General features: G+C 39.9%; 22 protein-coding genes. 11 read left to right on the top strand and 11 right to left on the bottom strand.

Annotated features, from left to right (window positions below):
• Window positions 1-69 precede the first annotated feature (69 nt).
• The 4 genes from secA (at window position 70) to P1K33_RS07800 (ending at window position 5,455) form a co-directional block, all read left to right on the top strand.
• On the top strand, window positions 70-3,417 hold the full coding sequence (gene secA / locus P1K33_RS07815) for a preprotein translocase subunit SecA (RefSeq protein ID WP_284652368.1): 3,348 nt from the start codon (window positions 70-72) through the stop codon (window positions 3,415-3,417).
• A 220-nt stretch (window positions 3,418-3,637) separates the two neighbouring features.
• The gene (locus P1K33_RS07810) at window positions 3,638-4,201 is read left to right on the top strand and encodes a helix-turn-helix domain-containing protein (RefSeq protein ID WP_284652367.1); all 564 of its coding nucleotides are present in this window, start codon (window positions 3,638-3,640) and stop codon (window positions 4,199-4,201) included.
• A gap of 83 nt (window positions 4,202-4,284) precedes the next feature.
• On the top strand, window positions 4,285-4,863 hold the full coding sequence (locus P1K33_RS07805) for a hypothetical protein (protein WP_284652366.1): 579 nt from the start codon (window positions 4,285-4,287) through the stop codon (window positions 4,861-4,863).
• 4 nt (window positions 4,864-4,867) lie between these two features.
• The gene (locus P1K33_RS07800) at window positions 4,868-5,455 is read left to right on the top strand and encodes a PH domain-containing protein (RefSeq protein WP_284652365.1); all 588 of its coding nucleotides are present in this window, start codon (window positions 4,868-4,870) and stop codon (window positions 5,453-5,455) included.
• Between the two features lie 187 nt (window positions 5,456-5,642).
• On the opposite strand, the gene P1K33_RS07795 is transcribed toward P1K33_RS07800, so the two are convergent.
• From P1K33_RS07795 to P1K33_RS07780, 4 genes are all read right to left on the bottom strand, one after another.
• Complete coding sequence (locus P1K33_RS07795) at window positions 5,643-7,058, bottom strand: FAD-binding oxidoreductase (RefSeq protein WP_284652364.1); 1,416 nt, start codon at window positions 7,056-7,058, stop codon at window positions 5,643-5,645.
• Window positions 7,059-7,092: 34 nt separating this feature from the next.
• On the bottom strand, window positions 7,093-7,731 hold the full coding sequence (locus P1K33_RS07790) for a peroxiredoxin (protein WP_284652363.1): 639 nt from the start codon (window positions 7,729-7,731) through the stop codon (window positions 7,093-7,095).
• Between the two features lie 152 nt (window positions 7,732-7,883).
• Entirely contained in the window at window positions 7,884-9,092 is a 1,209-nt protein-coding gene (locus P1K33_RS07785; RefSeq protein WP_284652362.1) for an MFS transporter, read from the bottom strand.
• The gene (locus P1K33_RS07780) at window positions 9,093-10,004 is read right to left on the bottom strand and encodes an AEC family transporter (RefSeq protein ID WP_284652361.1); all 912 of its coding nucleotides are present in this window, start codon (window positions 10,002-10,004) and stop codon (window positions 9,093-9,095) included.
• A gap of 141 nt (window positions 10,005-10,145) precedes the next feature.
• On the opposite strand from P1K33_RS07780, the gene meaB reads away from it, so the two are divergent.
• Window positions 10,146-11,231 (top strand): methylmalonyl Co-A mutase-associated GTPase MeaB, encoded by a 1,086-nt coding sequence (gene meaB / locus P1K33_RS07775; protein ID WP_284652360.1) that lies wholly within the window; start codon window positions 10,146-10,148, stop codon window positions 11,229-11,231.
• Window positions 11,232-11,279: 48 nt separating this feature from the next.
• Here meaB and P1K33_RS07770 read toward each other — a convergent pair whose 3' ends face one another.
• The 3 genes from P1K33_RS07770 to P1K33_RS07760 all read right to left on the bottom strand — a co-directional run bounded on the left by P1K33_RS07770 (window position 11,280) and on the right by P1K33_RS07760 (window position 13,965).
• The gene (locus P1K33_RS07770) at window positions 11,280-11,507 is read right to left on the bottom strand and encodes a DUF8828 family protein (protein WP_176307738.1); all 228 of its coding nucleotides are present in this window, start codon (window positions 11,505-11,507) and stop codon (window positions 11,280-11,282) included.
• 96 nt (window positions 11,508-11,603) lie between these two features.
• Window positions 11,604-12,980 carry an MATE family efflux transporter gene (locus tag P1K33_RS07765; RefSeq protein ID WP_284652359.1) on the bottom strand — a complete coding sequence of 459 codons (1,377 nt, stop codon included), beginning with the start codon at window positions 12,978-12,980 and terminating at the stop codon, window positions 11,604-11,606.
• Between the two features lie 109 nt (window positions 12,981-13,089).
• The gene (locus P1K33_RS07760; RefSeq protein ID WP_284652358.1) at window positions 13,090-13,965 is read right to left on the bottom strand and encodes a PPK2 family polyphosphate kinase; all 876 of its coding nucleotides are present in this window, start codon (window positions 13,963-13,965) and stop codon (window positions 13,090-13,092) included.
• Between the two features lie 199 nt (window positions 13,966-14,164).
• Here P1K33_RS07760 and P1K33_RS07755 point away from each other — a divergent pair, with 199 nt between their 5' ends.
• From P1K33_RS07755 to P1K33_RS07740, 4 genes are all read left to right on the top strand, one after another.
• Window positions 14,165-14,995 (top strand): DUF6929 family protein, encoded by an 831-nt coding sequence (locus tag P1K33_RS07755; protein WP_284652357.1) that lies wholly within the window; start codon window positions 14,165-14,167, stop codon window positions 14,993-14,995.
• Between the two features lie 117 nt (window positions 14,996-15,112).
• Window positions 15,113-15,613: an RNA polymerase sigma factor gene (locus P1K33_RS07750; RefSeq protein ID WP_284652356.1), complete on the top strand. Its 501-nt coding sequence runs from the start codon at window positions 15,113-15,115 to the stop codon at window positions 15,611-15,613.
• Window positions 15,614-15,615: 2 nt separating this feature from the next.
• Complete coding sequence (locus P1K33_RS07745; RefSeq protein ID WP_284652355.1) at window positions 15,616-16,494, top strand: hypothetical protein; 879 nt, start codon at window positions 15,616-15,618, stop codon at window positions 16,492-16,494.
• The gene (locus tag P1K33_RS07740) at window positions 16,494-16,862 is read left to right on the top strand and encodes a hypothetical protein (protein WP_284652354.1); all 369 of its coding nucleotides are present in this window, start codon (window positions 16,494-16,496) and stop codon (window positions 16,860-16,862) included. Before P1K33_RS07745 ends, P1K33_RS07740 begins: the two co-directional genes overlap by 1 nt.
• 115 nt (window positions 16,863-16,977) lie before the next feature.
• Here the strand turns inward: P1K33_RS07740 and P1K33_RS07735 are convergent, their stop codons facing one another.
• Window positions 16,978-18,612 carry an ABC-F family ATP-binding cassette domain-containing protein gene (locus P1K33_RS07735; RefSeq protein ID WP_284652353.1) on the bottom strand — a complete coding sequence of 545 codons (1,635 nt, stop codon included), beginning with the start codon at window positions 18,610-18,612 and terminating at the stop codon, window positions 16,978-16,980.
• A gap of 117 nt (window positions 18,613-18,729) precedes the next feature.
• Here P1K33_RS07735 and P1K33_RS07730 point away from each other — a divergent pair, with 117 nt between their 5' ends.
• Both P1K33_RS07730 and P1K33_RS07725 read left to right on the top strand, forming a co-directional pair.
• Window positions 18,730-21,963: a reprolysin-like metallopeptidase gene (locus P1K33_RS07730; RefSeq protein WP_284652352.1), complete on the top strand. Its 3,234-nt coding sequence runs from the start codon at window positions 18,730-18,732 to the stop codon at window positions 21,961-21,963.
• 174 nt (window positions 21,964-22,137) lie between these two features.
• A complete protein-coding gene (locus tag P1K33_RS07725) occupies window positions 22,138-23,361 on the top strand; it encodes an MFS transporter (protein ID WP_284652351.1) in 1,224 nt (407 codons plus the stop codon).
• 10 nt (window positions 23,362-23,371) lie between these two features.
• Here P1K33_RS07725 and P1K33_RS07720 read toward each other — a convergent pair whose 3' ends face one another.
• The 3 genes from P1K33_RS07720 to P1K33_RS07710 form a co-directional block, all read right to left on the bottom strand.
• Complete coding sequence (locus tag P1K33_RS07720) at window positions 23,372-23,611, bottom strand: hypothetical protein (RefSeq protein WP_284652350.1); 240 nt, start codon at window positions 23,609-23,611, stop codon at window positions 23,372-23,374.
• A gap of 67 nt (window positions 23,612-23,678) precedes the next feature.
• Window positions 23,679-23,897, bottom strand: coding sequence for a DUF2007 domain-containing protein (locus tag P1K33_RS07715; protein ID WP_284652349.1), 219 nt, complete (start codon window positions 23,895-23,897; stop codon window positions 23,679-23,681).
• 54 nt (window positions 23,898-23,951) lie between these two features.
• On the bottom strand, window positions 23,952-24,572 hold the full coding sequence (locus tag P1K33_RS07710) for a DEAD/DEAH box helicase (RefSeq protein WP_284652348.1): 621 nt from the start codon (window positions 24,570-24,572) through the stop codon (window positions 23,952-23,954).
• Window positions 24,573-24,640 lie beyond the last annotated feature (68 nt).

The following is a 24,640-nucleotide window of genomic DNA, read 5'->3' as shown; positions in this document are numbered from 1 at the left end:
CTTTTTTTTTGTTTAAATTTGCACTCCTTAAACAGGGGAAATAAAACATAAAATAAACACAAACCCATTATGAGTTTCATTAATAGCATTATCAAGGCATTTATAGGCGATAAATCACAGAAAGATGTCAAAGCGACACAGCCTTATATCAATAAAATAAAAGCCTTAGAACCTGTTTTAGCAGCTTTGTCACATGATGAACTGAGAGCCAAAACTGCTGAGTTCAAAGAAAAAATAAAGCAAGCCCGCGCCAAACAAGACGCGGAGATTGAAGCCAAAAAAGCAGAAGCTGAAAACACCGCCGATATCGACTTAAGGGAAGATATCTACAACGCTATTGACGCTTTGGAAAAAGAAGCTTACGAAATCTCAGAAAAAGTATTGGCTGAAATCCTTCCGGATGCTTTTGCCGTTATCAAAGAAACCGCACGCCGTTTCAAAGAAAATTCCACAATTACCGTTTCGGCTACACCAAGAGACAGAGAGCTTTCCGCTACTAAATCCTATATCACTTTAGAGGGTGATCAAGCTGTTTGGGCCAACCAATGGAATGCTGCCGGAAAAGAAATCACCTGGGACATGATTCACTACGACGTACAGTTGATTGGTGGTATCGTATTGCACGAAGGTAAAATTGCCGAGATGCAAACGGGTGAAGGAAAAACATTGGTGGCTACCTTGCCACTTTACTTAAATGCCTTAACCGGAAACGGGGTTCACCTGGTAACCGTGAATGATTATTTGGCCAAACGTGACAGCACGTGGAAAGCGCCATTATTCGAATTCCACGGATTGACTGTGGATTGTATCGATAATCACTCACCTAACTCAGATGCCCGTAGAAAAGCCTACGAAGCGGATATTACTTATGGAACCAATAACGAATTTGGTTTTGATTACCTGCGTGATAATATGGCGCATTCTCCTGAAGATTTGGTACAGAGAAAACACAATTATGCGATTGTCGATGAGGTGGATTCGGTATTGATTGATGATGCGAGAACACCATTGATTATCTCTGGTCCGGTGCCCGATGGTGACCGTCATGAGTTCAACGAACTAAAACCAAAAATCGAAAACCTTTATAACTTACAACGTCAATTGTCTAACGGATTTTTAACCGAAGCCAAACGTTTAATCAAGGAAGGCAATACTAAAGACGGTGGATTCCAATTGTTGAGAGCTTACCGTTCGTTACCAAAAAACAAAGCTTTAATCAAGTTTTTGAGTGAAGAAGGAATCAAACAACTGCTTCAAAAAACCGAAAACGAATACATGCAGGACAACAACCGCAAAATGCCGGAAGTGGACGAAGCCATGTATTTTGTAATCGAAGAGAAAAACAATCAGGTAGAATTAACCGATAACGGAATCAAATTCCTGTCAAAAGATACTTCAGACGATTTCTTTATTTTACCGGATATTGGAACTGAAATCGCCAACATCGAAAAGCAAGACTTAGGCAAAGACAAAGAAGCGGAAGCCAAAGAGAAATTATTCCAGGATTTCGGCGTAAAATCAGAAAGAATCCACACTTTGACGCAATTATTGAAAGCGTATACCTTGTTTGAAAAAGACGTGGAATATGTAATCATGGACAACAAAATCCTAATCGTTGACGAGCAAACCGGTCGTATTATGGATGGCCGTCGTTATTCTGACGGATTACACCAGGCGATTGAAGCCAAAGAGCAGGTTACGATTGAAGCCGCAACCCAAACCTTTGCGACCATTACATTACAGAACTATTTCCGTATGTACAGCAAATTGGCCGGTATGACCGGAACCGCGGTGACTGAAGCTGGTGAGTTATGGCAGATTTACAAATTAGACGTAGTGGAAATCCCAACCAATAAAGGCATTTCAAGAATAGACAAAGAAGATTTGATTTACCGCTCAGTTCGCGAGAAATTCAATGCGGTAATCGAAGATGTAACCCAATTATCACAAGCCGGTCGTCCGGTATTGATTGGAACAACCTCGGTAGAGATTTCAGAATTATTAAGCCGTATGTTGAAAATGCGCGGTGTAGCCCACAACGTATTGAACGCAAAAATGCACAAAAAAGAAGCCGAAATTGTAGCCGAAGCAGGAAAACCCGGTGTAGTTACAATCGCAACGAATATGGCAGGTCGTGGTACCGATATCAAGTTAACGCCTGAAGTTAAAGCTGCCGGAGGTTTGGCCATCATCGGTACGGAACGTCACGATTCGCGTCGTGTTGACCGTCAGTTGCGTGGTCGTGCCGGTCGTCAGGGAGATCCGGGAAGCTCACAGTTTTATGTGTCTTTGGAAGATAACCTGATGCGTTTGTTCGGTTCAGACAGAGTAGCGAAAATCATGGACAGAATGGGATTGAAAGAAGGTGAAGTGATTCAGCATTCAATGATGACCAAGTCTATTGAGCGTGCTCAGAAAAAAGTAGAGGAAAACAACTTTGGTACCCGTAAACGTTTATTGGAATATGATGACGTTATGAATGCCCAACGTGAAGTAGTTTACAAACGTCGTCGCCATGCCTTATTCGGAGAACGTTTGAAATTGGATATTGCCAATATGATGTATGACACCTGCGAATTGATCGTAAGCGAAAACAAAAGCAAAAATGATTTCAAAAACTTCGAATTTGAATTAATCCGTTACTTCTCGATTACCTCGCCAATTTCGGCAACTGAATTTGAGAAATTATCCGAAATGGAAATTACGGGTAAGGTTTATAAAGCAGCTTTGGCTTATTATACCGAGAAAACAGAAAGAAGTGCCCGTGAAGCTTTCCCAATCATTGCGGATGTATACCAAAAAGAAGGCAACAAATTTGAACGCATCATTGTGCCGTTTTCAGATGGAATCAAAACACTGAATGTGGTAACCGATTTGAAAAAAGCATTTGATTCAAATGGTGCCCAATTGGTAGCCGATTTCGAAAAAAATATCACCTTAGCCATTGTCGATGAAGCCTGGAAAAAGCACTTACGCAAAATGGATGAGTTAAAACAATCGGTACAGTTAGCGGTTCACGAACAAAAAGATCCGTTGTTGATTTACAAATTGGAAGCGTTCAAATTGTTTAGCACCATGTTAGACGGCGTGAATAAAGAAGTGATTTCATTCTTGTTTAAAGGTGATTTGCCACAGCAAAACCAAAACATTCAGGAAGCGCGTCAGGTTCGTGAAAAACAAAATTACACCGAAAGCAAAGACGAAATCGAAAGTAGTGAAAGTGCCAACCGTGAAGCCAGTCAGGCAGCACAACACAGACCACAAGTAACGGAAACCATCGTGAGAGAAACTCCGAAAATCAACCGTAACGACACTGTGACGATTAAACATGTGATGAGTGGCAAAACGGAAACGACCAAATACAAAAAAGCCGAAAGCATGTTAGCTTCAGGCGAATGGGTTTTGGTACATGACTAAGCATTTGTCACACTGAGCGCAGTCGAAGTGTCTCATAAATAATACAATCCCCAACAATTCGAACTGTTGGGGATTTTTGTTTATCAAAATACTGTGAAATGTATAAATCAAAGTCAGGAATATGCAAAGTGCCTATTATAAAGTAAATTACCTTTGCGCGCTTAAATAGAGTATCTTTACAAGAATCGGAAAGAATTATTCTTCCATTTATTCAACTACCTTGAAAATACACATTAAATACATGGTTTCGCTTCGTTGCAAAATGGCAGTGAAAGAGGAATTGGACAAATTAAAATTGAAGCACACTACCATTGATTTAGGCGAAGTTAACCTCAAAAAAAACATTCATGCCGAGGATAGAGAATCACTCCGCAAAGCATTATTAAAAAAAGGGCTCGAACTGATAGATGATAAAAAATCATTGCTTATCGAAAGAACCAAAAATGTCATTGTAGAATTGGTTCATTATTCCGAAAAATACCCTAAAGTGAATTTTTCAGATTATTTGAGTAAAGAATTAGACTATAATTATACCCATCTGTCGAATCTTTTTTCAGAAGTTACAGGAACCACCATTGTCAATTACATCATACTGAACAAAATAGAGCGTGTAAAAGAATTGCTTTTGTATGATGAATTGTCACTTACTGAAATCAGCTATCTAATGGAATACAGCAGTGTTTCTCATTTGTCAAACCAATTTAAAAAAGTGACGGGACTAACGCCAAGTTATTTTAAACAAATCAAACAGTACAAAAAACGTATTCAATTGGAAGAATTATAAAATCTGTTACAGATAAATACAATCCTCAACGGTTCAGGCTGTTGGGGATTTTTTATATATTTGAATAAACCAAAAACAAAATCATGAAATTAAAACTAACTATCGTCATCGCTTTACTGTTTGTCCAACTGACATTCGCTCAGGATTTAACGGCTTTAAAGAATGGCGCACAAAAGATTTATATCGCAACAACCACATTGGATTATGATGCCATATTGGACAGTACTTATCCAAAACTTTTTGACATCGTTTCCAGAGAACAAATGAGTGAAATGCTCGCCCAGACTTTTAGTGGCAATGAGCAAATGAAAATAAAACTGTTGAATCTTGAACCCGATTTTAAATTTGGCGAAATCAAGAAAATAGATGGTCAAACCTTTTGCCTGATTGACCATAATCTTGGAATGGAGTTAACGCTTACTGAAAAAGTAGAAGGAGAAGAAATTCAAATGATGATTGACCTGATGAAAGAAGCCATGGAATCTGACAACGTGACCTTCAAACCGGAAACAAATACTTTTACCATTTCCAAAAAAGCTACAATGATTGGCATTTCCGATGCTTTGACTAAGAACGAATGGAAATTCATCAACCGCGATAAAAAAAATGTATTGGTTACCAAACTATTCAGCGAAAAAGTAATCAAAGAACTTGGCATGTAACACGATGAGACTAAAACATTTTTCATTTCTATTTTTCTTCCTCACCTTCAATTGCTTTTCGCAAAGTACAGAAGCCTTAAAAACTTCGGCTCAAAAACTTTACGAGGCTAATTTTCTGATGGATTTTGAAGGCATTGCACAACTTTCCTATCCTAAAATGGTGGAGAATATGGGCAAAACTGTTTTCCTTGAAAAAACGGAGCTGCATTATGAAAATGAAGAATACCGTTTGCGCTACCAATTGCAAACAGTTCCGCTTCAATTCGGACCGGTCAAACAAGTCGGCGGTAAATCATTTTGTGTCATTACCATTCGCATTCCGAAAAGGTATTTTTTTGAAAACAAACTGACTTCCGAACAAGCAGCAGAAAAGAAAGCATGGCTTCAGGAAATCAACAACACCAAAGATGTCACTTTTGAACCAACACGAAATAGTTTTAATGTAAAGAAGATTTCCACTTACGTGGCGATTTCAGACGAAACGACCAATGGCGAATGGAAGTTTTTTAATTTCGACAATCCCGAACAATTGGCTACTTTCAATTCGTTATTTGATGAAAAAACAAAAACAGCTTTAGGATTAAATAAATAGTTTTATCTTTACTTAAATCATTATACCAACCTAAAAACTATATACCATGGCAAAAGGAAAAGACGTGCAGAAAGCGGTCAAAAAAGAACCTCTGAAGACTGCAAAAGAAAAAAAAGAGGAGAAAAGAAACAAAAAACAAAATCCGAAAAGAGATTAAAAAAAGTCCCGAGCAATCGGGACTTTTATTTTATAATTCGTCTGGGAAAATCTTCCCGGGATTTAAGATGTTGTTTGGGTCAAACACACGTTTGATGCTTTCCATTAATTCCAAATGCGTTCGCGAAAAAGCAATATCCATAAAGTTCTTCTGCACAAAACCGATGCCGTGTTCACCCGACAATGTGCCTTTTAAGGAAACCGTCAATTCAAATATTTCACGGATACCAACCGGAACCTGGGTTTTCCAATTGTCATCGCTCATATCGCCTTTGATGATGTTGACGTGCAGATTGCCATCGCCGGCATGACCATAGCACACCGATTTAAAGCCATGCTTCGCTCCTATCCTTTTGATTCCCGAAAGCAATTCGGGTAGCATATATCTTGGCACAACCGTGTCTTCTTCTTTGTAAATAGAATTCGATTTCACTGCTTCCGCAACCGAACGACGCATTTTCCACAAGGCATTCTTTTCGTCTTCAGTATCGGCAAACAAAACTTCATCGATTTCAAATTGTTCCACCACTGATAAAATTTTCTCGGCTTCCTGCATTAAAACCTCAGGATAATTCCCATCGACTTCAATCAGCAAATGCGCTTGGTGTTCAGGTTTAATCGGCACACTAATCCCTTCCACATATTGCAACGACCAGTCAATCGCATCGCGCTCCATAAACTCCAAAGCACTCGGTACAATTCCGGCCCTGAAAATAGCAGAAACCGCTTCACAGGCTTCGTTGGCTTTGTAAAACGGAACCAACATTAAAACGTTGTGATTGTGCTGCGGCAACAGCTTTAAAACGGCTTTGGTGATTACACCAAGCGTTCCTTCGCTGCCTACCATCAATTGGGTCAGATTATAACCGGTAGAGTTCTTTAAAGTATTTGCTCCTGTCCAAATGATTTCACCATTGGGCAAAACCACTTCCAGGTTCAACACATAATCTTTAGTAACACCATATTTCACGGCTCTTGCACCACCTGAATTTTCGGCAATGTTACCACCAATCCAGCAACTTCCCATACTGCTTGGGTCGACAGGATAAAACAATCCTTTTTCAGAAACTGCTTCCCGTAACACTTGGGTAATCACAGCGGGTTCAACAGTTACCTGTAGATTTTGCTCATCGATTTCCAGGATTTTATCCAGTCGTTCCATCGACAAACCAATGCCTTGGTAAATGCTCAAAGCGCCACCGCTCAAACCGGTTCGTGCACCAATTGGTGTCGTTGGGATTTTATAATCGTTGGCCAATTTTAAGATGGCCGAAACTTCCTTTGCATTTGCCGGTTTTACAACCACGCTTGGCGGAAAAACATAGTCTTCCGTTTCATCGTGACCATAATGGTTTCTGGTTTCCTGGTCTAAAAAAAGAAAAGCCTGACCGACAACTGCTTGGAGTTGGTCAATCAAACTTTGTGGTAATTGGTATGTAGAATTCATGTTGAAAAATAGCTAAATCTATTCCTCAAAAATACTATTTATTTGGTTGCGGCGTCATTCTCAAATAATATTTTATTCGGGTAAACCCTTTTGGGAATTTGGCCGGAATGTCTTCATCTTTTATCGCTGGCACAATCACTACATCTTCACCGTCTTTCCAGTTGGCTGGTGTTGCTACGCTGTAATTGGCAGTCAGTTGCAAGCTGTCTATAACTCTAAGTAATTCCTCAAAATTTCTTCCGGTAGATGCCGGATACGTCAGTGTCAGTTTTACTTTTTTATCTGCTCCAATGACAAACACCGAACGCACGGTAAAAGTCTCACTCGCATTGGGATGAATCATATCGTACAAGTTGGCAATTTCCTTGTTCTCATCGGCAATAATCGGATACGTCAGCGTTACATTTTGGGTTTCTTCAATATCCTTAATCCAATCGGTATGTTTGGCCAAACTGTCAACACTTAGTGCCAATACTTTAACATTCCTCTTTTGAAATTCGGGCAAATAATTGGCTACTGTACCCAATTCGGTGGTACAAACCGGTGTGAAATCGGCAGGATGCGAAAACAGAATTCCCCAGCCATCGCCTAAATAATCATAAAAATTCAAATCGCCTAAAGAAGTTTTGGCATCAAAATTTGGAGCGACATCTCCTAAACGTAATGTTCCCATATCTTATATTTTAAAATCAAATGTAGGAATCGATAAAGAATTGGAGCTTAACAACAGCGTTAAAGTTTTGTGAATCAGTTGTTAATTGTAAAATTAGTAAAAAAGGCCAACCAAATTTATAAATAGTATAATTTCGGCCATTAATTTTATTACTATCGTTTCTTCAGATTCGGAAGGAAATAACAAATGATCCCGATTAACGGCAAAAACGAACAAACGTGGTACACGTATTGAATTGAAGTGTAATCGGCTAAAGTGCCCAGCAAAGCCGAGCCCAACGCGCCCATTCCGAAAGCAAAACCATAGAACAAGCCGGAAACCATTCCGAGTTTTCTAGGTAGTAATTCCTGGGCATAAACCAATATCGCCGGGAAAGCCGAAGAAATAATAATTCCGATGATGACCATCAAAACATCGGTCCAGAATAAATTCACATAAGGCAATAATAACGCAAATGGCGCTGCCCCAAAAACCGACAGCCAAATCACATATTTACGCCCGATTTTATCTCCTAAAGGTCCGCCCAATATGGTTCCGGCAGCATAGGCAATCAGATAAATGAACATGTGGTATTGCGCTTCCCTGATAGAAAGATGGAACTTGTCAATCACATAAAAAGTATAATAGGTGGACAAACTCGCCGAGTAGAAAAATTTGGAAAAAATAACAATCAACAAAATCGCAATGGCCCATTTCACTTTGCTTTTGGTTAACCTTTGAAAATCGGCAAAGACGACTTTTTTCTGCTGTCTGTTAATCAATCTGTCACGATACCAAAACGAAATTTTACTGATAATGGCCAATCCTAACGTAGCGGCTATGATAAACCAAAGAATGTACTTTTGGGAATGCGGCACCACAATCAGAGCCACTAATAAAGGTCCGAGTGCGGTTCCAAAATTACCGCCAACCTGAAAAATAGACTGTGCCAAACCACGTCTTCCACCGGCAGCCATATTGGAAATACGAGCCGATTCGGGATGGAAAATGGAGGAGCCGGTTCCAATCAACATTACCGAAAGCAATATCCAATAAAAATTATTGGCGAATGAAATGGAGATAATTCCGGCTAACGAAAACAACATCCCATAAATCTGGGAAAATGGTTTTGGGTGTTTGTCGGTATAATAACCCACAAACGGCTGGAATATGGAAGCAGTTAATTGGAATGCAAAGGTGATTAAACCAATTTGGGAAAAAGACAAATTGTAATTCTGCTTTAAAATGGGATACACTGACGGAATAATCGCCTGGATTAAATCGTTAAGCAAATGCGCAAAACTGATGGAAAAAAGAATCGAATAGACCGTTTTTTGGGCCAAATCCTTATTTTTAGACGATACATTTACAATAGTGTCCATTTAAAAAGCATTTAAAATAAAATACCAAAAAGCCAGCGATATAAACGACAACGGAATTCCGATGCCGACCATCATGCTGCTCAATTTGGGTTTTAATCCGTAATTGGAAGCCAAAATCGCTCCCGTAATCATTGGTGCCATCGCCGATTCCATAATGGAAACATCGACAGCTACGCCTTTTCCGCCTAAGATAATTTTATACAACAAAAAGAAAACGGCCGGTGTGATAATCAGCTTGAACAACAATCCCAATCGGAGGAATTTCCAGTGCTGGCTTTCTTTGTCGATTTTCAATTGCAAACCAACAGCCAACAAAGCTACAGGTGTAACCGTTGCCCCTAATTTTTGAAAAACCGTTTGGAAATGGTCATTAAAATCCAGTTTCAGCACATTCATCAAACAAGCCAAAGCAAACGCAATAAACGGTGGAAAGAACAATATTTTTTTGATGATTTCGTTTCGGCTCGGTTCACCTTTGGAAAAAATTCCGGCGGTGATAATCCCAAGTGTTGCCATGACGACAAACGAACCCGGTTGGTCTACAATAATCGCTGTTTTCAAACCTTCTTCTCCATACAACGCCTGAATGATAGGGAAGCCAACGAATGACGTATTTCCCAAACCTGCCGTTATGACCAAACAGCCAATTAATCGATTGGGCCAACCCATTCTCTTTCCGATGACATAGAAAAAAACAAACGACAACAAGAATCCAATCCAGGCAATGCCAAGCGGATACAACAAGTCGGTTGAAATCGAAACTTTGGGAATATAATACAATGCCAAAGCCGGCAAAGCGATATAGATTACGAATTGGTTTAGGGCTAAATGTCCGTTTTTAGGGAAAGCGGCAACTCTTTGCATCGCCAAACCCATGATTAGGCAGAGAAAAACTAGTAGAATGTTATCCATTCGAGGTATTGAATTATTTTGCAAAGGAACGGCAAAAAAAACAAACCGCCGAAAATTGAGCGCTAAAGGTTTCTTAAAAATTGCGGCTTTTCCATTTTTGGTCCAATATTATTTTACTAAATTTACCCAAACGATTTTCCTTTGAGCAATCAATCCCATAAAAAAAGCGCCTTACACGAAAAAGATGGCATTCCGCAACCGGAAAGTTTCAGCCAGTCTTCTTTGGCCAAAGTAGTCCGCAGCCGTAAAATCCAACCCAGTCCTGCAGCATTGGTCAAAGGCATTTTGGAAGGCGATATTTCGGCTTTGAGTCGTGCGATTACTTTGGTGGAAAGTACCAATGTGGCGCATTTGGCAAAAGCCAATGAAATCATTAGTGCTTGTCTGCCTCATGCCAATAAATCGGTTCGAATTGGGATAACCGGCGTTCCGGGTGTTGGAAAAAGTACGTTTATCGAAGCTTTTGGAAAACACCTGACTTCCTTAGGCAAAAAAGTCGCGGTCTTGGCAGTTGATCCAAGCAGCACAATTTCTCATGGCAGTATTTTGGGTGACAAAACCCGTATGGAAGAATTGGTCAAAGACAAAAACGCTTATATCCGACCGAGTGCTTCGGGTGAAACGCTTGGCGGCGTAGCCCGAAAAACCAGGGAAACCATTATCCTTTGCGAAGCCGCCGGATTTGACACGATTGTGATTGAAACCGTGGGCGTTGGCCAAAGCGAAACTGCTGTTCACAGCATGGTTGATTTCTTTTTACTGCTTAAAATTTCCGGTGCCGGCGATGAATTACAAGGCATCAAACGCGGGATTATGGAAATGGCCGATGCGATTGTCATCAACAAAGCCGATGGTGATAATGTCGCCAAAGCCAAGTTGGCTAAAACCGAATTCAACCGTGCGTTGCATTTATTCCCTGCTAAAAGTTCTGGTTGGATTCCAACAGTTTCGACTTGCAGCGCTTATGAAAAAACAGGCATTGATGACGTTTGGCAAACGATTTCCGGCTATTTTGACTTGGTGAAATCCAACAATTATTTTGCGGAAAAACGCAAGGAACAAAACCAATATTGGATGATGGAAACCATCAACGAGCAGTTGAAAAACAACTTCTACAATCATCCCGAAATTGCAAAGCTTTTGGAAGAAAACAAAAAAGCCGTGCAAAACGATGAGTTGTCACCCTTTGCAGCGGCTATGATTTTGTTAGAGAAATACTTTAAATAGTTTTCAGTCGCCGTTTCTTACTGAACACTGCCAACTGAACACTGAGTACTATTCCTCGTAAGCTTCCATTTCTTTGTCGTAGAACTCTCCGGCGAGCGTAATCAGATGCTCCATTTCGGCTTCTAATTCGGTTTCATCTTCCCCTTCCAGGTCTTCCATAAATTCTACTTCATCGTCTTTTAAATTGATGATAAAACGAGGAAAATCAAGGTGAATGACAAAAATATCATCCGGGTAATCTGAGTTATCTGCGAGTACGAATTTTGGTAATTCCATGTTATTTTAGATTATAGAAAATAGAGAAAAGAATAAAGACAAAAATACATAACAATAGCGTCTATTATCTATTTTCTATATTCTTTTTTCTTCAAATTATGAGTTTTGTCTCAATAGCTTCTTGGTTAAATAATGAAAACGAAGATACAAAAATATTGCGGCCGCTGTTAATCCGCCAATCAATCCAATCCAAACACCAACAGCACCTAAATCGGTTTTCAGACCCAAATAATAGGAAATCGGGAAGCCAATAACCCAATAAGCCACAAAAGTAATATACATCGGAATCTTCACATCCTGCAGGCCACGCAATGCGCCAAGCACTACAACCTGTATTCCATCTGAAATTTGGAACACTGCGGCTACCAAAAGCAATTTGGTCGCAATCGAAATCACTTCAGCATTGTCCAGCAATTGGGTTTCATTTTCCATGTTCAGGAACAAATAAGGCAAAACCTGATGCAAAGCCACAAACATGAAGGCGAAAATAATTTCAATGATAATCGCCAATAAAAAAATGGAACGTGCCACCACTATCAGCTGTTTGTAATCGTTTAAGCCTTTTTGGTTGCTGACGCGAATCATTGAAACCACACTCAATCCCATAGCAAACATAAAGGTCATCGACGCCATACTCAACGCAATCTGATTGGCGGCCTGACTCGTTTTGCCAATGCTTCCGCAAAGCCAGATTGCAGCGGTAAACAAGACCACTTCAAACAACATTTGCATGGCTGAAGGCAAACCTAAGTTGATTATTTTTCTAATCGTAGCTTTTTTGATTTCGTCAAAACTAAAGTCCTGAAAATAAGGCTTCAATTTTTCTTTTCGGGATAAAATGATGTGCATAAATACCACCATTGCAATTCGCGAGATTACGGTTCCCAATGCCGCACCGATGATGCCCATTTTTGGAAAAAACCAAATCCCGTAAATCAAAAGATAGTTGATAATAACATGCAATACATTTGCCATTACAATCGCATACATCGAGATTTTGGTCATCGACAAACCGTCTGCGAATTGCTTGTATCCCTGATAAATAATCAATGGAACTAATGAGAATGCTACCCAAGTTAAGAAAGGTTTGGCCAAAGCAATCACTTCTTTGGGCTGGTGCAACAATTCCATAATCGGTTTGGCTAAAACCACCAAACCAAAAAGCATAAAGCCCAGTATAATACACAAAAACAGTCCGTGGTGAAAAGCCGAACGGATTTTTCCGGTGTCTTTTTCAGCATCAGCTTCGGCAACAATCGGCGTAATTGCCGTAGAAAACCCAATTCCGATGGACATCGCCACAAAAATCAAACTGTTCCCTAATGACACTGCTGCCAATTCGGTACTGCCCAATTTTCCAACCATGATATTGTCGACAATACCAATCAAAGTATGGCCAAGCATACCCAAAATCACAGGGTAAGCCAGTTGAAGATTGTATCGGAATTCTTTAGTGTATTGTGCTAAACTCACTTTGCTTTTTTTAATACCGAAATTTCGGAATGCAAAGATAGGAGGTTTTATACTTTCAATTATCCGCCAAAAGGCAATGAAAAAATAATTTTATAAGCGATTGTTGGTTTTATCCTTTCAATTGCTCCCGGTAAACCTCAATATTGGCTTTTACTTTTGGATCCAATGCAGGTTCACTGATATCCGTCAGTTTTTTCAATGTTTCCCAAATGGTTTGGGCCACAATATAACGCGCTACACCTTTGTCATCCGCCGGAACTACATACCATGGTGCATGGTCTTTAGAAGTATAGTTGATTGCTTCTTCATAATATTTCATGTAATCATCCCAACGTTCGCGCTCCTTCAAATCGCCGGGAGAAAACTTCCAATTGTCCTCGGGAGTTTCCAAACGCTTCAGCAAACGCTCTCTTTGCTCGTCTTTGCTCATATGAAAATAAAACTTCAAAATGGTTGTTCCGTTTTGGGCAATATGCTTTTCAAAACTATTGATTTGCTCCATGCGGTTGGCCCAAAATTGTGGCGTAATGTCTTCCACTTTCTCAATTCCGGGTAAATTTTCAAATAAAATATATTCGGGATGCACACGTGTCACCAAAACGTTTTCATAATGTGTTCGGTTGAACACGGCAAATTTCCCTTTTTCGGGCAAAGCCAAATAATGGCGCCACAAATAATCGTGTTCCAACTCGGTCGAATTGGGCGTTTTAAAACTATGCACTACAACGCCACGCGGATTGAATTCCTTAAACACTTCGCGTATCAGACTGTCTTTTCCACTGGTATCCATGCCTTGTAAACAGATTAAAATGGCATGCCGATTGTGCGCATACATGGCATCTTGTTTCCTGCTCAACTTAACCTGAATTTCATCCAATGCAGTTTCTTCATCCTTCTTACTGGTATCAATATCAAGACGCGTCGGTGTTTTTGACAAATCGATTTTCCCTTTTACCTTAAAATCTTCCGGATTGATGTTTTTCATAAGTCAAGTGTTTATATTTGTAAATATAATAATTTAGGAGCTGGTTCCCGCTTTACACTCTATCTTTTAGAATGATGTGCCTTCGCTATCGCTACGGCCAATCCTTCAAAAAGGATGTCGTTTCAATCGGGGCTATTAATTAGTTTTGTTAAAGCAAAATACCTGACAGCCACAGGCTGTCCTCCTTTTAATTTCAAACATGGAAAAATTTCAACTTTCACTATTGTTTAAAATCATCGGAATCGGTTCGGCTTCCGGCTTGGTGTATCACGATGACAAACTTTATCTCATCTCAGACAGCAGCACTTTTCTTTACGAATATACTATTCCAACGGAAAAGCTGAACAAAATTGCACTGGTCAAAAACGCTCAGGATAATGTCGCCAAAAAAGACAAACCCGATTTTGAAGCGATCGCTTTAAAAGGAAATAGTATCGTAATCATCGGTTCGGGCTCAACCGAAAAAAGAAATCGCCTTTTTAAATACAGACCAATATCGGGAACCATAAAGGAAAGCGATTTAACCGACTATTATCAAAGATTCAAAACAGAACTCAAAATCACAGCCGACGAACTGAATATCGAAGGTTTGATTGACCAAGATAAAAACGTCTATTTCTTCCAACGCGGCAACGGAATCGATGGTAAAAACGGAATTATTCATTCAAAAGGAAACCATCCGGATTCTCCGCTAACTTTTATTCCTTTTGACTTACCCAAAATCAAAAATGTAGCGGCCACTTTCACCGATGCCATTTTAGTAGAAGATAAAATCTGGTTTTTGGCTTCCGCCGAAGATACCGCTTCCACTTATCTCGACGGAGAAGTTTTGGGAAGCATCATCGGACGCATCGATGCTAAAACTTTAAAAGTAGAATTTACCCAACAGATTTCGGCAACCAATAAATTTGAAGGACTGACTTTGTATAAACAATCTGCAGATAAAATTGAATTCCTGCTTTGTGAAGACACCGATTCTGAAGTTTTGGAGTCGGATATTTATAAGTTGGTTATCGATAAAACAAAATAAAACTGATTATTAAAACTTTTTTTCAACCTCGTCCCAACCTTTTCAAGCAAATAATACTCTTTAGTTATAAAGACATCCATAGTGATCAACGAAACGCAAATATCAGCCTGTAAAAAAATGCAACGTGAAGCGCAGCGTCAAGTGTATGAATACTTGTCACCCAAGCTTTATCGGACGTGCAAACGGTATTTAAAAAAAGAAGAAGAAATAGAAGAAGTATTAGCCGATGCATTTTATACCATTTTCACCAAGCTGGATCAGTTGAAAGAAGTGGGCGCATTTGAAGCCTGGGCACGAAAAATAACCGTGAATCAATGTTTGTTACAGTTGAAACGCAACGTGAATTTCAATTTGTATCTGGAAGAAACCTCGTTTAGCATTCAGCCCAAAAGTGCGGAAGAAACGCCGTTGGAGGAAGAAGATTTACTCAACTTGCTCAATTTGATTCCGGAAGGTTGCAAAACTATTTTTAACCTTTTTGTCATAGAAGGTTATGGGCATAAAGAAATAGCAATGATGCTCAATATTTCCGAAGGCACATCGAAATCACAATTGAATGTAGCGAAGACCAAATTAAAAGATTTAGTCAACAATCTTTATTATCAAAAAGCAAAGTAATCATGGAAAATCAAGATATTTTTAATCAATTCAAAAAGGCAGCTGATAACGCTGAGTCGCCCGATTTTGCTTCAATGGAAAAAGTCTGGAGCCGCGTGGAGGAAAAACTGGATAAAAAAGAATTGAAAAAAGCATCCCAACTTTGGAAAAAATGGGCCGTTGCCGCGTCGATTCTTCTGGGAATATCAATCGGTTATCAGTTTTTAAACAATGGAGAGCCAACAACCAACACTGATAAAATTGTTACCGAAAATGATACACTTCAAAAAGGCTTAACGCCAAAAGAAGCAGTTGTGAGCACGGAAACGGTCCATCCCGATATCAAAAAAGAAGCAGGTGACATTCTGAAAGTACAAATCAACACCAACAGTCAGGTTGCGTGGGCAGATTCGGAAGAAATCACCGTTTCTGAAAATTTAAAAGCGGATGATGTCAATTATAATATGACCGTAGAAAAGGCACCGGTTATATCACCTGCAGAAGAAATTAGCCATCGTGGAGATGATAAATCAAAAGATTTGGAAGTCTTTATGAACAAAGAAAATAAAGTCTCGAGTGCCAGAAAAGAAAAACCTTTGCTGGTTTATGACAATCTCTCAACCAATAAACAAACTGTGAAAGAAGTGGAAATGGATGAAATTGAATCTATCATAGAACTTCCGGATCCGCTTTATATCATCAATGGGATTGAATATACCGAACAGGAATTATTCGGACCAAAACCAACCAGTCCTTATGCACCGCTAACCGAACAGGACATCGATTCTATTTCAGTCCTGCAGAATGAAAAAGCCATTTCGATTTATGGTGAAAAAGGCAAAAAAGGCGTCGTGATTATCTCAACTAAAAACGGAAAGCCGAAAGCCAAAAAGGGGAAATAATGAAATTTTTTATTGCTTTGTATTGCTTTTTATCATGTCTGAAATTGGACATTCAAGAAGTGAAATTAGAAGGAACCTACAAAATTGAATTTACCCAAAAGTCTTATCAAAAAGACTGCAATATAACCTTCAACGGTAATGCTTTTACAATGAGAGATAGCCGTTTCTTACCGTATACCGGAACAATATCTTATAGCGAAAGATTAACTTCAATTTCAAGTGAATTTAATTCTGATATTATAATTGATTTTAAAACAAATGAGATTGGAAAAGACACTATATATTTTTTGGTTCACGATAAAAAAGCGACACCTATGAATTATTTAGATATATCAGTCAATAGTGGCAGAATGATAAAAGTTAAATGAAAAAGAAAAAAAATTAGTGATGTTGAGTGTTTTGATTGATGAAGAAACCCTGTCCGGATGCACACGAACAGGGTTTCTGGTTTATAGCTGAAGTCTGCGTTCTGCAGTCTGCGTTCTATTTTTCTATTTCTTTTAAGCTTTCCATTTTTTTATGAGCTAAGAAACCTTTGATGTCTTCAAAATGTTCTTTTACTCGTTTGTTCCCAAATTCGAAAACTTTTTCGGCCAAACCGTCCAAGAAATCACGGTCGTGAGAAACTAAAATTAGCGTTCCGTCAAAGTCTTTCAAGGCATCCTTGATGATGTCTTTGGTTTTCATATCCAAGTGATTCGATGGCTCATCGAGAATCAATAAGTTTACGGGTTCCAACAACAATTTGATCATCGCCAATCGCGTTTTTTCACCACCCGAAAGCACTTTTACTTTCTTCTGAATGTCATCGCCATGGAACATGAAGGCGCCTAAAATATTCTTGATTTGCGTTCTGACATCACCAACAGCAATATTGTCAATGGTTTCAAAAATGGTAGCATCTCCATCCAATAATGCAGCCTGGTTTTGGGCAAAATAACCAATCTGGCAATTGTGGCCTACCTCAACATTACCGCTGTTGATTTCGATTTCCTTCATGATGGCTTTGATCATGGTTGATTTTCCTTCTCCGTTTTTCCCAACGAAAGCGACTTTTTGTCCGCGTTCAATCACCATATTGGCATCCTTAAAAATCAAATGGTCGCCATACGATTTCTCCAAATCGCGAACGATTACAGGATACTGCCCTGAACGAGCCGATGGTGGAAACTTCAGTTTTAAGGCTGATGTATCAATTTCGTCCACTTCAATCGGAACAATTTTTTCTAACATTCGAACCCGCGATTGAACGGCATCTGTTTTAGAAAAAGTACCTCGGAAACGATCAATAAAAGCCTGATTATCGGCAATGAATTTCTGTTGCTCATCGTAGGCTTTTTGCTGGTGGACTCTTCTGTCTTTTCTCAACTCCAGATAATGCGAATATTTAGCTTTGTAATCGTAAATTCTTCCCATTGTTACTTCAATGGTACGATTGGTTATGTTATCTACAAAAGCCCTGTCGTGGGAAATTACCATAACCGCTTTCGCCTGATTGATTAAGAAATCTTCTAACCATTGAATACTGTCCATATCCAAGTGGTTTGTCGGCTCATCCAATAAAATCAAATCAGGTTGCTTTAAAAGGATTTTCGCCAATTCAATACGCATTCTCCAGCCTCCGGAAAACTCTGATGTAGAACGGTCAAAATCTTCTCTGACAAATCCCAATCCTTTCAAAACTTTCTCTACTTCCGCTTCATAGTTGACTTCTTCAATCGAATAATATTTCTCACTCAACTCGGAAACACGTTCAATCAACTTCATATAGTCATCACTTTCATAATCGGTGCGAATGGTCAACTGCTCATTGATTGCGTCAATCTCATCTCTCATTTTGAAAACCTCAGCAAAAGCTTTGGAAGCTTCTTCCATCACGGTACAATTATCGGCAGCCAACAAATGCTGAGGCAAATAGGCAATTACGGCTTCTTTCGGACCGGTTATAGCACCGCGCGTTGGCTTGTTTTCTCCGGCTACAATTTTAAGTAAAGTTGATTTTCCGGCGCCATTTTTACCCATCAAGGCAATTTTGTCGGTTTCATTGATAGCAAAAGTTACATCGCTAAATAATGTTGTGCCGCCAAATTCCACGGCTATGTCGTTAACTGTAATCATGTGGATTGTTGAATTTTGAAGCGGCAAAGATAGTATACAAACTGGTATTGACAATGATTTATTTAAGTAGGAAAGCCAACATAAATTCTTATCTTAGTTGCTTCAAAAAAATCTACGATGACAAAAAAACTACTAACACTACTATGCTTTCTTTCCATATTGAGTGCCAATGCCCAGGAAATATGGCGCAACGTTTCGCAAACCGAAGCGGCTACTTCAGGTCAAAAGGACCGGACTTCCATTCCGAAAACGGAACACTACTACAAACTTGATCTTGCTGCTTTCAAACAAGCGCTTCAAAATGCCCCAATGCGAGGCCAAACCTCAACACTCATTTTACCTTTTCCCGATGGCAATGGAAAAATGCAAAATTTTCACATCTACGAAGCACCGGTAATGCATCCTGATTTGGCTGCCCGTTATCCTGACAATAAATCGTATGTCGGGCAAGGCGTTGAAAACCGTTCGGTTGTTATTCGCTTCAGCGTAACTTTATTTGGGCTTCACACGATGACACTGGCAGTCAATAATGGTACTTCGTATATCGAACCCTATTCAAAAGACGGCAAGTATTATGTGAGCTATCTCCGCGAAGGATTGACAACCAATCGCTCATTCCAATGCCATACTGCTGATATAGAATCTAAATTGGACATCAATGAAATCAACGCTTTGCCACAAGACAATGGTGCTTACAGAACCTATCGAACCGGTATAGTAACCACCGTTGAATATTCGGCATTTCACATTGCGGCGGCCGGTCTTCAGGCAGGTACATTGGCACAAAAAAAAGCCGCGGTTTTAGCCGCAGTAACCATTACTGTTACCCGTGTCAACTCGATGTTTGAACGCGATCTTTCGGTTTTTCTGCAATTGATTCCCAATGAAGATGAAGTAATTTATATCGATGCCGATGATTTAACCAATGATGATGTTGGTGCGCTTATCGGAGAAACACAGGAAACCCTTGACAATGTCATTGGTACGGCTAATTATGATTTCGGACACGGCGTAGGAACATCCGGCGGCGGATTGGGTGGTGGACAACCTTGTTCTGAAGGTGGAAAAGCCTTTGGCGCGACTGGTTTGGGCTCGCCTGTAGGTGATCCTTTTGACATTGATTATGTGGCACACGAAATGGGACATCAGTTTGGTGCCGCCCATACTTTTAACAACGAATGTGGCGGCAATCGCGACAGCAACTGGTCTTATGAACCGGGAAGCGGAAGCTCTATTATGGCCTACGCCGGAATTTGTGACCCGAACATCCAAAGTAATTCAAATGCTCAATTTTTTGCCGGCAGCATTGCCCAAATCAGAAATACCATCAATGGCGGCGGAGGCAGTTGTGCCGCAATCACTTCAAACATGAATACGGCGCCCGTAATCAGTGCGGGAACTGATTATACCATTCCAAAAGGAACTGCTTTTATCCTAACCGGAACAGCCACGGATGCTAATAACGATGCTTTAACCTATATGTGGGAACAATATGACCGCCAAATTTCTGTACAGCCACCGGTAGCCACCTCAACTGAAGGCCCGAATTTCAAACCGCAGGTCATTACGGATGTTCCGGTGCGTTATATGCCGCAACTTTCTGATGTTTTGGCCAACAATCTGGCGCCAACCTGGGAAGTGATTTCAACTGTGGGACGCGAATATAATTTTGCATTTACCGTACGTGACAACAACATTAATGGTGGCGAATCAGTAACCGATTTTATGAAAGTTACGGCTTCCAATACTGCCGGTCCATTTGTAATCACAGTACCAAGCACTGCTGTGAATTGGGTTGCTGCTTCCAATCAAAACGTTACCTGGAACGTAGCAGGAACCACAACAAATGGTGTCAATACAGCGAATGTCGATATTTTATTGTCGACCAATGGCGGGCTCGATTTTTCAGTCCCGTTGGCTATGAATGTTCCAAATGATGGCAGCCAAACAATTACTGTACCCAATTTACCCGGTTCAACTAACCGAATCATGGTACGCGGCCACGGCAATATTTTCTATGATGTATCGAACCAAAATTTTACCATTTTAACACCAACAGCAACCTTCTTATTTGAAACCAGTGGTGTGCAAAATGTTGATGCCTGCTTAGGAGCAGTGGTAAATTATACTTTTGATTACGAAACTATTTCAGGATTTACAGGGACAACCAATTTTTCAATTTCGGGTTTACCAGCCGGAATCAATGTTTCTTTTAATCCAACTACTATTAGTGCGAATGGAACGGTTACTTTGACTTTGACCAATACACAAAATGCCGCTGTTGGTTTTTATCCACTGACCGTTAATGCGATTTCAGGTTCCATCACCAAAACAGCTTCGGTCTATTTGAATCTGCTAAGCAACTCTTTTGGTACATTGGCTTTGACAAGTCCGGCCAACAATGCTGTCGGAATTGGATTTTCTCCTGATTTTGCCTGGTCTGCTGATGCCAATGCTTCCCAATACACTATTGAAATTGCCACCGATTCAGCATTTACCAATATTGTTGCTACGGCACTTACAATGACAAACGCTTATACCGCATCGGGATTGAGTGAAGCCACAATATATTATTGGCGTGTACGCCCTGAAAACGCTGCCTGTAATGGCAATTTAAGTGCTGTTTCCCAATTTACGACCGGTGCATTTACCTGCTCCAGTTTTAATTCAGCCAATGTTCCAGTGGTAATTCCGGCAGAAGCTGTGGCAACTGTCAGTTCTACTTTAAACATTGCTGAAAATTTTGAGATCGAAAGAGCTACCGTAACACTTGATATTTCTCATACCTGGCTAACCGATATTGCGGTTAAACTGATTAGCCCATCCGGAACAATCATCAATCTGTTTAGCCATAAATGTGGAGACGCAGATGATGCTGTGGCAACTTTCGCCGATAATGGAGTCATTCTCACCTGCAACGGAACACCGGTACTTTCCGGAACAATCAAACCGGAAACGCTATTGAGCACACTGGCCGGAGAATCAGCTTTAGGAGATTGGCAGCTTGAAGTGTATGATGAATTTCCTCTTGACGGCGGTTTTATTAATTCATGGAGCTTGAATCTTTGCCGTGTAGTGCCGGCTTTGTCAACACCAACTTTTGCTGCAGCTGATTTTGTTATTTATCCAAACCCAAATAGCGGTTCGTTTACCGTTCAGGGCAGCAATCTAACCGGACAATATGAATTAACCGTTTATGATATGCGCGGACGCAAAATTTACCAACGCCAACCGGTTTCAAACGGTGGCAATTGGGTAGAAAATATTCAGTTGGAAGCACAAGCCGGAATGTACCTTATTGAACTATCAGGCAACGGAGCAAAAGCAGTTAAAAAATTCATGATAAACTAATATCGGAAGGAAACCATTTAACATAAAAAGGCTGCCATTGGGCAGCCTTTTCTTTTATCATTTGAAGACAATTTAATAACGACAACGTTGTAATTTGTTTATAAGTAAAACTCTTTGCCATAAAGCTTTATTATCCAAAAGGATTTGGCTACTTTTAAGGTAAGATTTACAGCCATGCCTTTATTTGACTACAGTTTTCTCAATAAAATTTTACCCAAAGCCAAGATTAAAAAAAGCTTTAAAAAAGCCAAAAAATCTTATCTCAATAGGGTTCGATTGGCTACGTCGCTGTTTTTCTTTGGCATGGGATTTTGTTTTTCCACTTGGGCGAGCCGGATTCCGGATATCAAATCGATGCTGCAACTGAGCGAAGCCGAATTGGGAACTATGCTATTTGCCTTGCCGATTGGCCAATTGGTAGCCATGCCATTTTCGGGGAAGATTGTGACCAAATATGGCAGCCGGAATATCTCGATTTTAGGATTACTGCTGTATGCACTTTGCCTTACTTTATTGGGCTTGGCTACTGAAAGTTGGCAATTGGCTTTAGGTTTATTCCTGTTTGGTTTTTTTGGCAACTTCTGCAATATTGCGGTCAATACGCAAGGTGTTTATACCCAACAGTTATTTGACAAACCCATTATCGGTTCGTTTCACGGTTCGTGGAGTCTGGCCGGATTCTGTGGTGCTTTGGTTGGCTTGCTGATGCTGACTTTTGAATTGAGTCCAATCAAGCATTTCCTGGTGGCATTTGGTTTTGTGGCCTTAATTCTCCTGACCAATTACAAATTCATTATCAAAGCCAAATCCAAGCAGGAAGCAGAAAAATCAAGTTATTCTTTTTGGAAAAATCCGGATGCGACCTTACTCTGGCTGGGCGTGATTTGTTTTTGCGGCATGGCAAGCGAAGGCATTATGTTTGACTGGAGCGGCGTGTATTTCAAGGAAATTATCAAAGCACCGGGTGCATTGGTGGTTTTGGGTTATACCACTTTTATGATTAGTATGGCTTCAGGTAGATTTTTGAGTGATGTTTTAGTGGGTAAATATGGTGCCAAAAAAGTCCTTATCATTAGCGGATTGGTCATCTCTTGCGGATTGTATCTGGCAGTTTTATTGCCTTATCTGATTCCGTGTACGATTGCGTTTATGCTGGTGGGTTTTGGCGTTTCCAATGTGGTGCCGATTATCTTTAATGTGGCCGGAAACAATGAAAAAGTCCCAACCGGAATTGCCTTAACCATCGTAACGAGTATTAGTTTCCTGGGCTTTTTAATCGGTCCGCCGTTGATTGGTTTTATTGCTGAACTGACAAACCTGAAATATTCGTTTGCTATAATCGGGATTTTCGGGGTTTTTATTTCGATTTTGGTCAGTCGATTGAAGATATTTAAATAACTGTTTAACATCAGTCCAGAAATTCCATTTCTTCTGATTTGAGATAGGTAGTATATTCGAATGTATCCTTATCTAACAAATATAATGTCCCAAAATAGCAACCCAAAAGATAAAACGAGTCCAACTGCCTATTTCCACTTATTTTTATTTCAAAATTATTGATGATATCAATATTTTGATCAAAGGTGATTTCATCTCCGATGTGAGTTCCTTTTTCATATTCCCATGTACCGGCCATTCTAGCCGGCAAGAATAAAAATCTATCGAAAACCAATAGTGCAATGAGAAAGAGTAATATTCGAAATATTCTTTTCAATCTAAATACTCAATCGAAATTCTTCTATCACCGGATTGGCTTTGCCAAAATCCACTTCCTGTATAAACAATTCCACGGCCAGGTCGGCATTACCAAACCCAGCCAGTTTAGCCGATTGGATATTGTCTTTCATCACCACGATTAAGTCGATGGCTTCTAATTTTTCTTTTAAGCCCAAGGCTAAAATTTCACTTCCTGAAAATATTTTGATAAGTCCCATTTCTGTTAGTTATGAGTTAAGTAAAACTGCTGTCTCTTTTCTGTCTTCTGCCGTCTATTCTTCGTCCTCCATCTCAAAGAAAATCGGTTCAATCATGACTTTATCGGCCAGTACTTCTACCCTTTCGGTGATTTGTGAACAGAAGAACAAACGCTGGGTCTTCTCAATGCTGTTGGACAATCTCAAAACAACGGCATCCATTCGGTTCCTGAACAAAATATCGGCATCGTCTACGACAAACATTTTGATGGTGTTGATGTTAAATCCGGCAGAAGAAAACATCGCATTGATTCGGTTTGGTGTTCCAATCAGTATGTCCAAGCCCATTGAAATTACGTTTTTGTCATAGTCGATGTCGCCTTTGTCGTGCACGCCAAGAATACTTAAATCATGATAGGTGCCATATTTCAAAAACATTTCTTCCATTTCCAAAACACGCTCTTTGTTCTCGACCAAAATCAAAACTCGAGTGCTTTCCCCAATGGATTTCTCCATTCGCTGGATAACATTTAAGACAATGGTCGTGCTTTTTCCGGTTCCTTCCGGCGATTGTATTACGGCATCAGCACCGCTTTTAATGGTTGAAAAAGTTTCCTGCTGCATCTCATTGGCTTCGGTCAAACCGTGTTCGATGAGTGCTTGCTGGAGTTGTGGGTGTATTTTTTTTAAATTCATTTTTTTAGCTTTTAGCTTTTAGCTTTTAGCTTTTAGCAAAAGAAACTCGCTAATCGCTGACAGCTAAC

This window comes from Flavobacterium terrisoli, from assembly GCF_030167905.1.
Classification (GTDB): Bacteria; Bacteroidota; Bacteroidia; order Flavobacteriales; family Flavobacteriaceae; genus Flavobacterium; species Flavobacterium terrisoli.
This window is presented reverse-complemented; position numbering and strand designations above follow the sequence as displayed.

Excerpts from the sequence above, each read along its gene's own strand:
- secA (WP_284652368.1), top strand. The coding sequence starts at position 70 with ATGAGTTTCATTAATAGCATTATCAAGGCATTTATAGGCGATAAATCA.
- P1K33_RS07805 (WP_284652366.1), top strand. The coding sequence starts at position 4,285 with ATGAAATTAAAACTAACTATCGTCATCGCTTTACTGTTTGTCCAACTG.
- P1K33_RS07800 (WP_284652365.1), top strand. The coding sequence starts at position 4,868 with ATGAGACTAAAACATTTTTCATTTCTATTTTTCTTCCTCACCTTCAAT.
- P1K33_RS07795 (WP_284652364.1), bottom strand. The coding sequence starts at position 7,058 with ATGAATTCTACATACCAATTACCACAAAGTTTGATTGACCAACTCCAA.
- P1K33_RS07790 (WP_284652363.1), bottom strand. The coding sequence starts at position 7,731 with ATGGGAACATTACGTTTAGGAGATGTCGCTCCAAATTTTGATGCCAAA.
- P1K33_RS07785 (WP_284652362.1), bottom strand. The coding sequence starts at position 9,092 with ATGGACACTATTGTAAATGTATCGTCTAAAAATAAGGATTTGGCCCAA.
- P1K33_RS07780 (WP_284652361.1), bottom strand. The coding sequence starts at position 10,004 with ATGGATAACATTCTACTAGTTTTTCTCTGCCTAATCATGGGTTTGGCG.
- P1K33_RS07770 (WP_176307738.1), bottom strand. The coding sequence starts at position 11,507 with ATGGAATTACCAAAATTCGTACTCGCAGATAACTCAGATTACCCGGAT.
- P1K33_RS07760 (WP_284652358.1), bottom strand. The coding sequence starts at position 13,965 with ATGAAAAACATCAATCCGGAAGATTTTAAGGTAAAAGGGAAAATCGAT.
- P1K33_RS07755 (WP_284652357.1), top strand. The coding sequence starts at position 14,165 with ATGGAAAAATTTCAACTTTCACTATTGTTTAAAATCATCGGAATCGGT.
- P1K33_RS07750 (WP_284652356.1), top strand. The coding sequence starts at position 15,113 with ATGCAACGTGAAGCGCAGCGTCAAGTGTATGAATACTTGTCACCCAAG.
- P1K33_RS07745 (WP_284652355.1), top strand. The coding sequence starts at position 15,616 with ATGGAAAATCAAGATATTTTTAATCAATTCAAAAAGGCAGCTGATAAC.
- P1K33_RS07740 (WP_284652354.1), top strand. The coding sequence starts at position 16,494 with ATGAAATTTTTTATTGCTTTGTATTGCTTTTTATCATGTCTGAAATTG.
- P1K33_RS07735 (WP_284652353.1), bottom strand. The coding sequence starts at position 18,612 with ATGATTACAGTTAACGACATAGCCGTGGAATTTGGCGGCACAACATTA.
- P1K33_RS07730 (WP_284652352.1), top strand. The coding sequence starts at position 18,730 with ATGACAAAAAAACTACTAACACTACTATGCTTTCTTTCCATATTGAGT.
- P1K33_RS07725 (WP_284652351.1), top strand. The coding sequence starts at position 22,138 with ATGCCTTTATTTGACTACAGTTTTCTCAATAAAATTTTACCCAAAGCC.
- P1K33_RS07715 (WP_284652349.1), bottom strand. The coding sequence starts at position 23,897 with ATGGGACTTATCAAAATATTTTCAGGAAGTGAAATTTTAGCCTTGGGC.
- P1K33_RS07710 (WP_284652348.1), bottom strand. The coding sequence starts at position 24,572 with ATGAATTTAAAAAAAATACACCCACAACTCCAGCAAGCACTCATCGAA.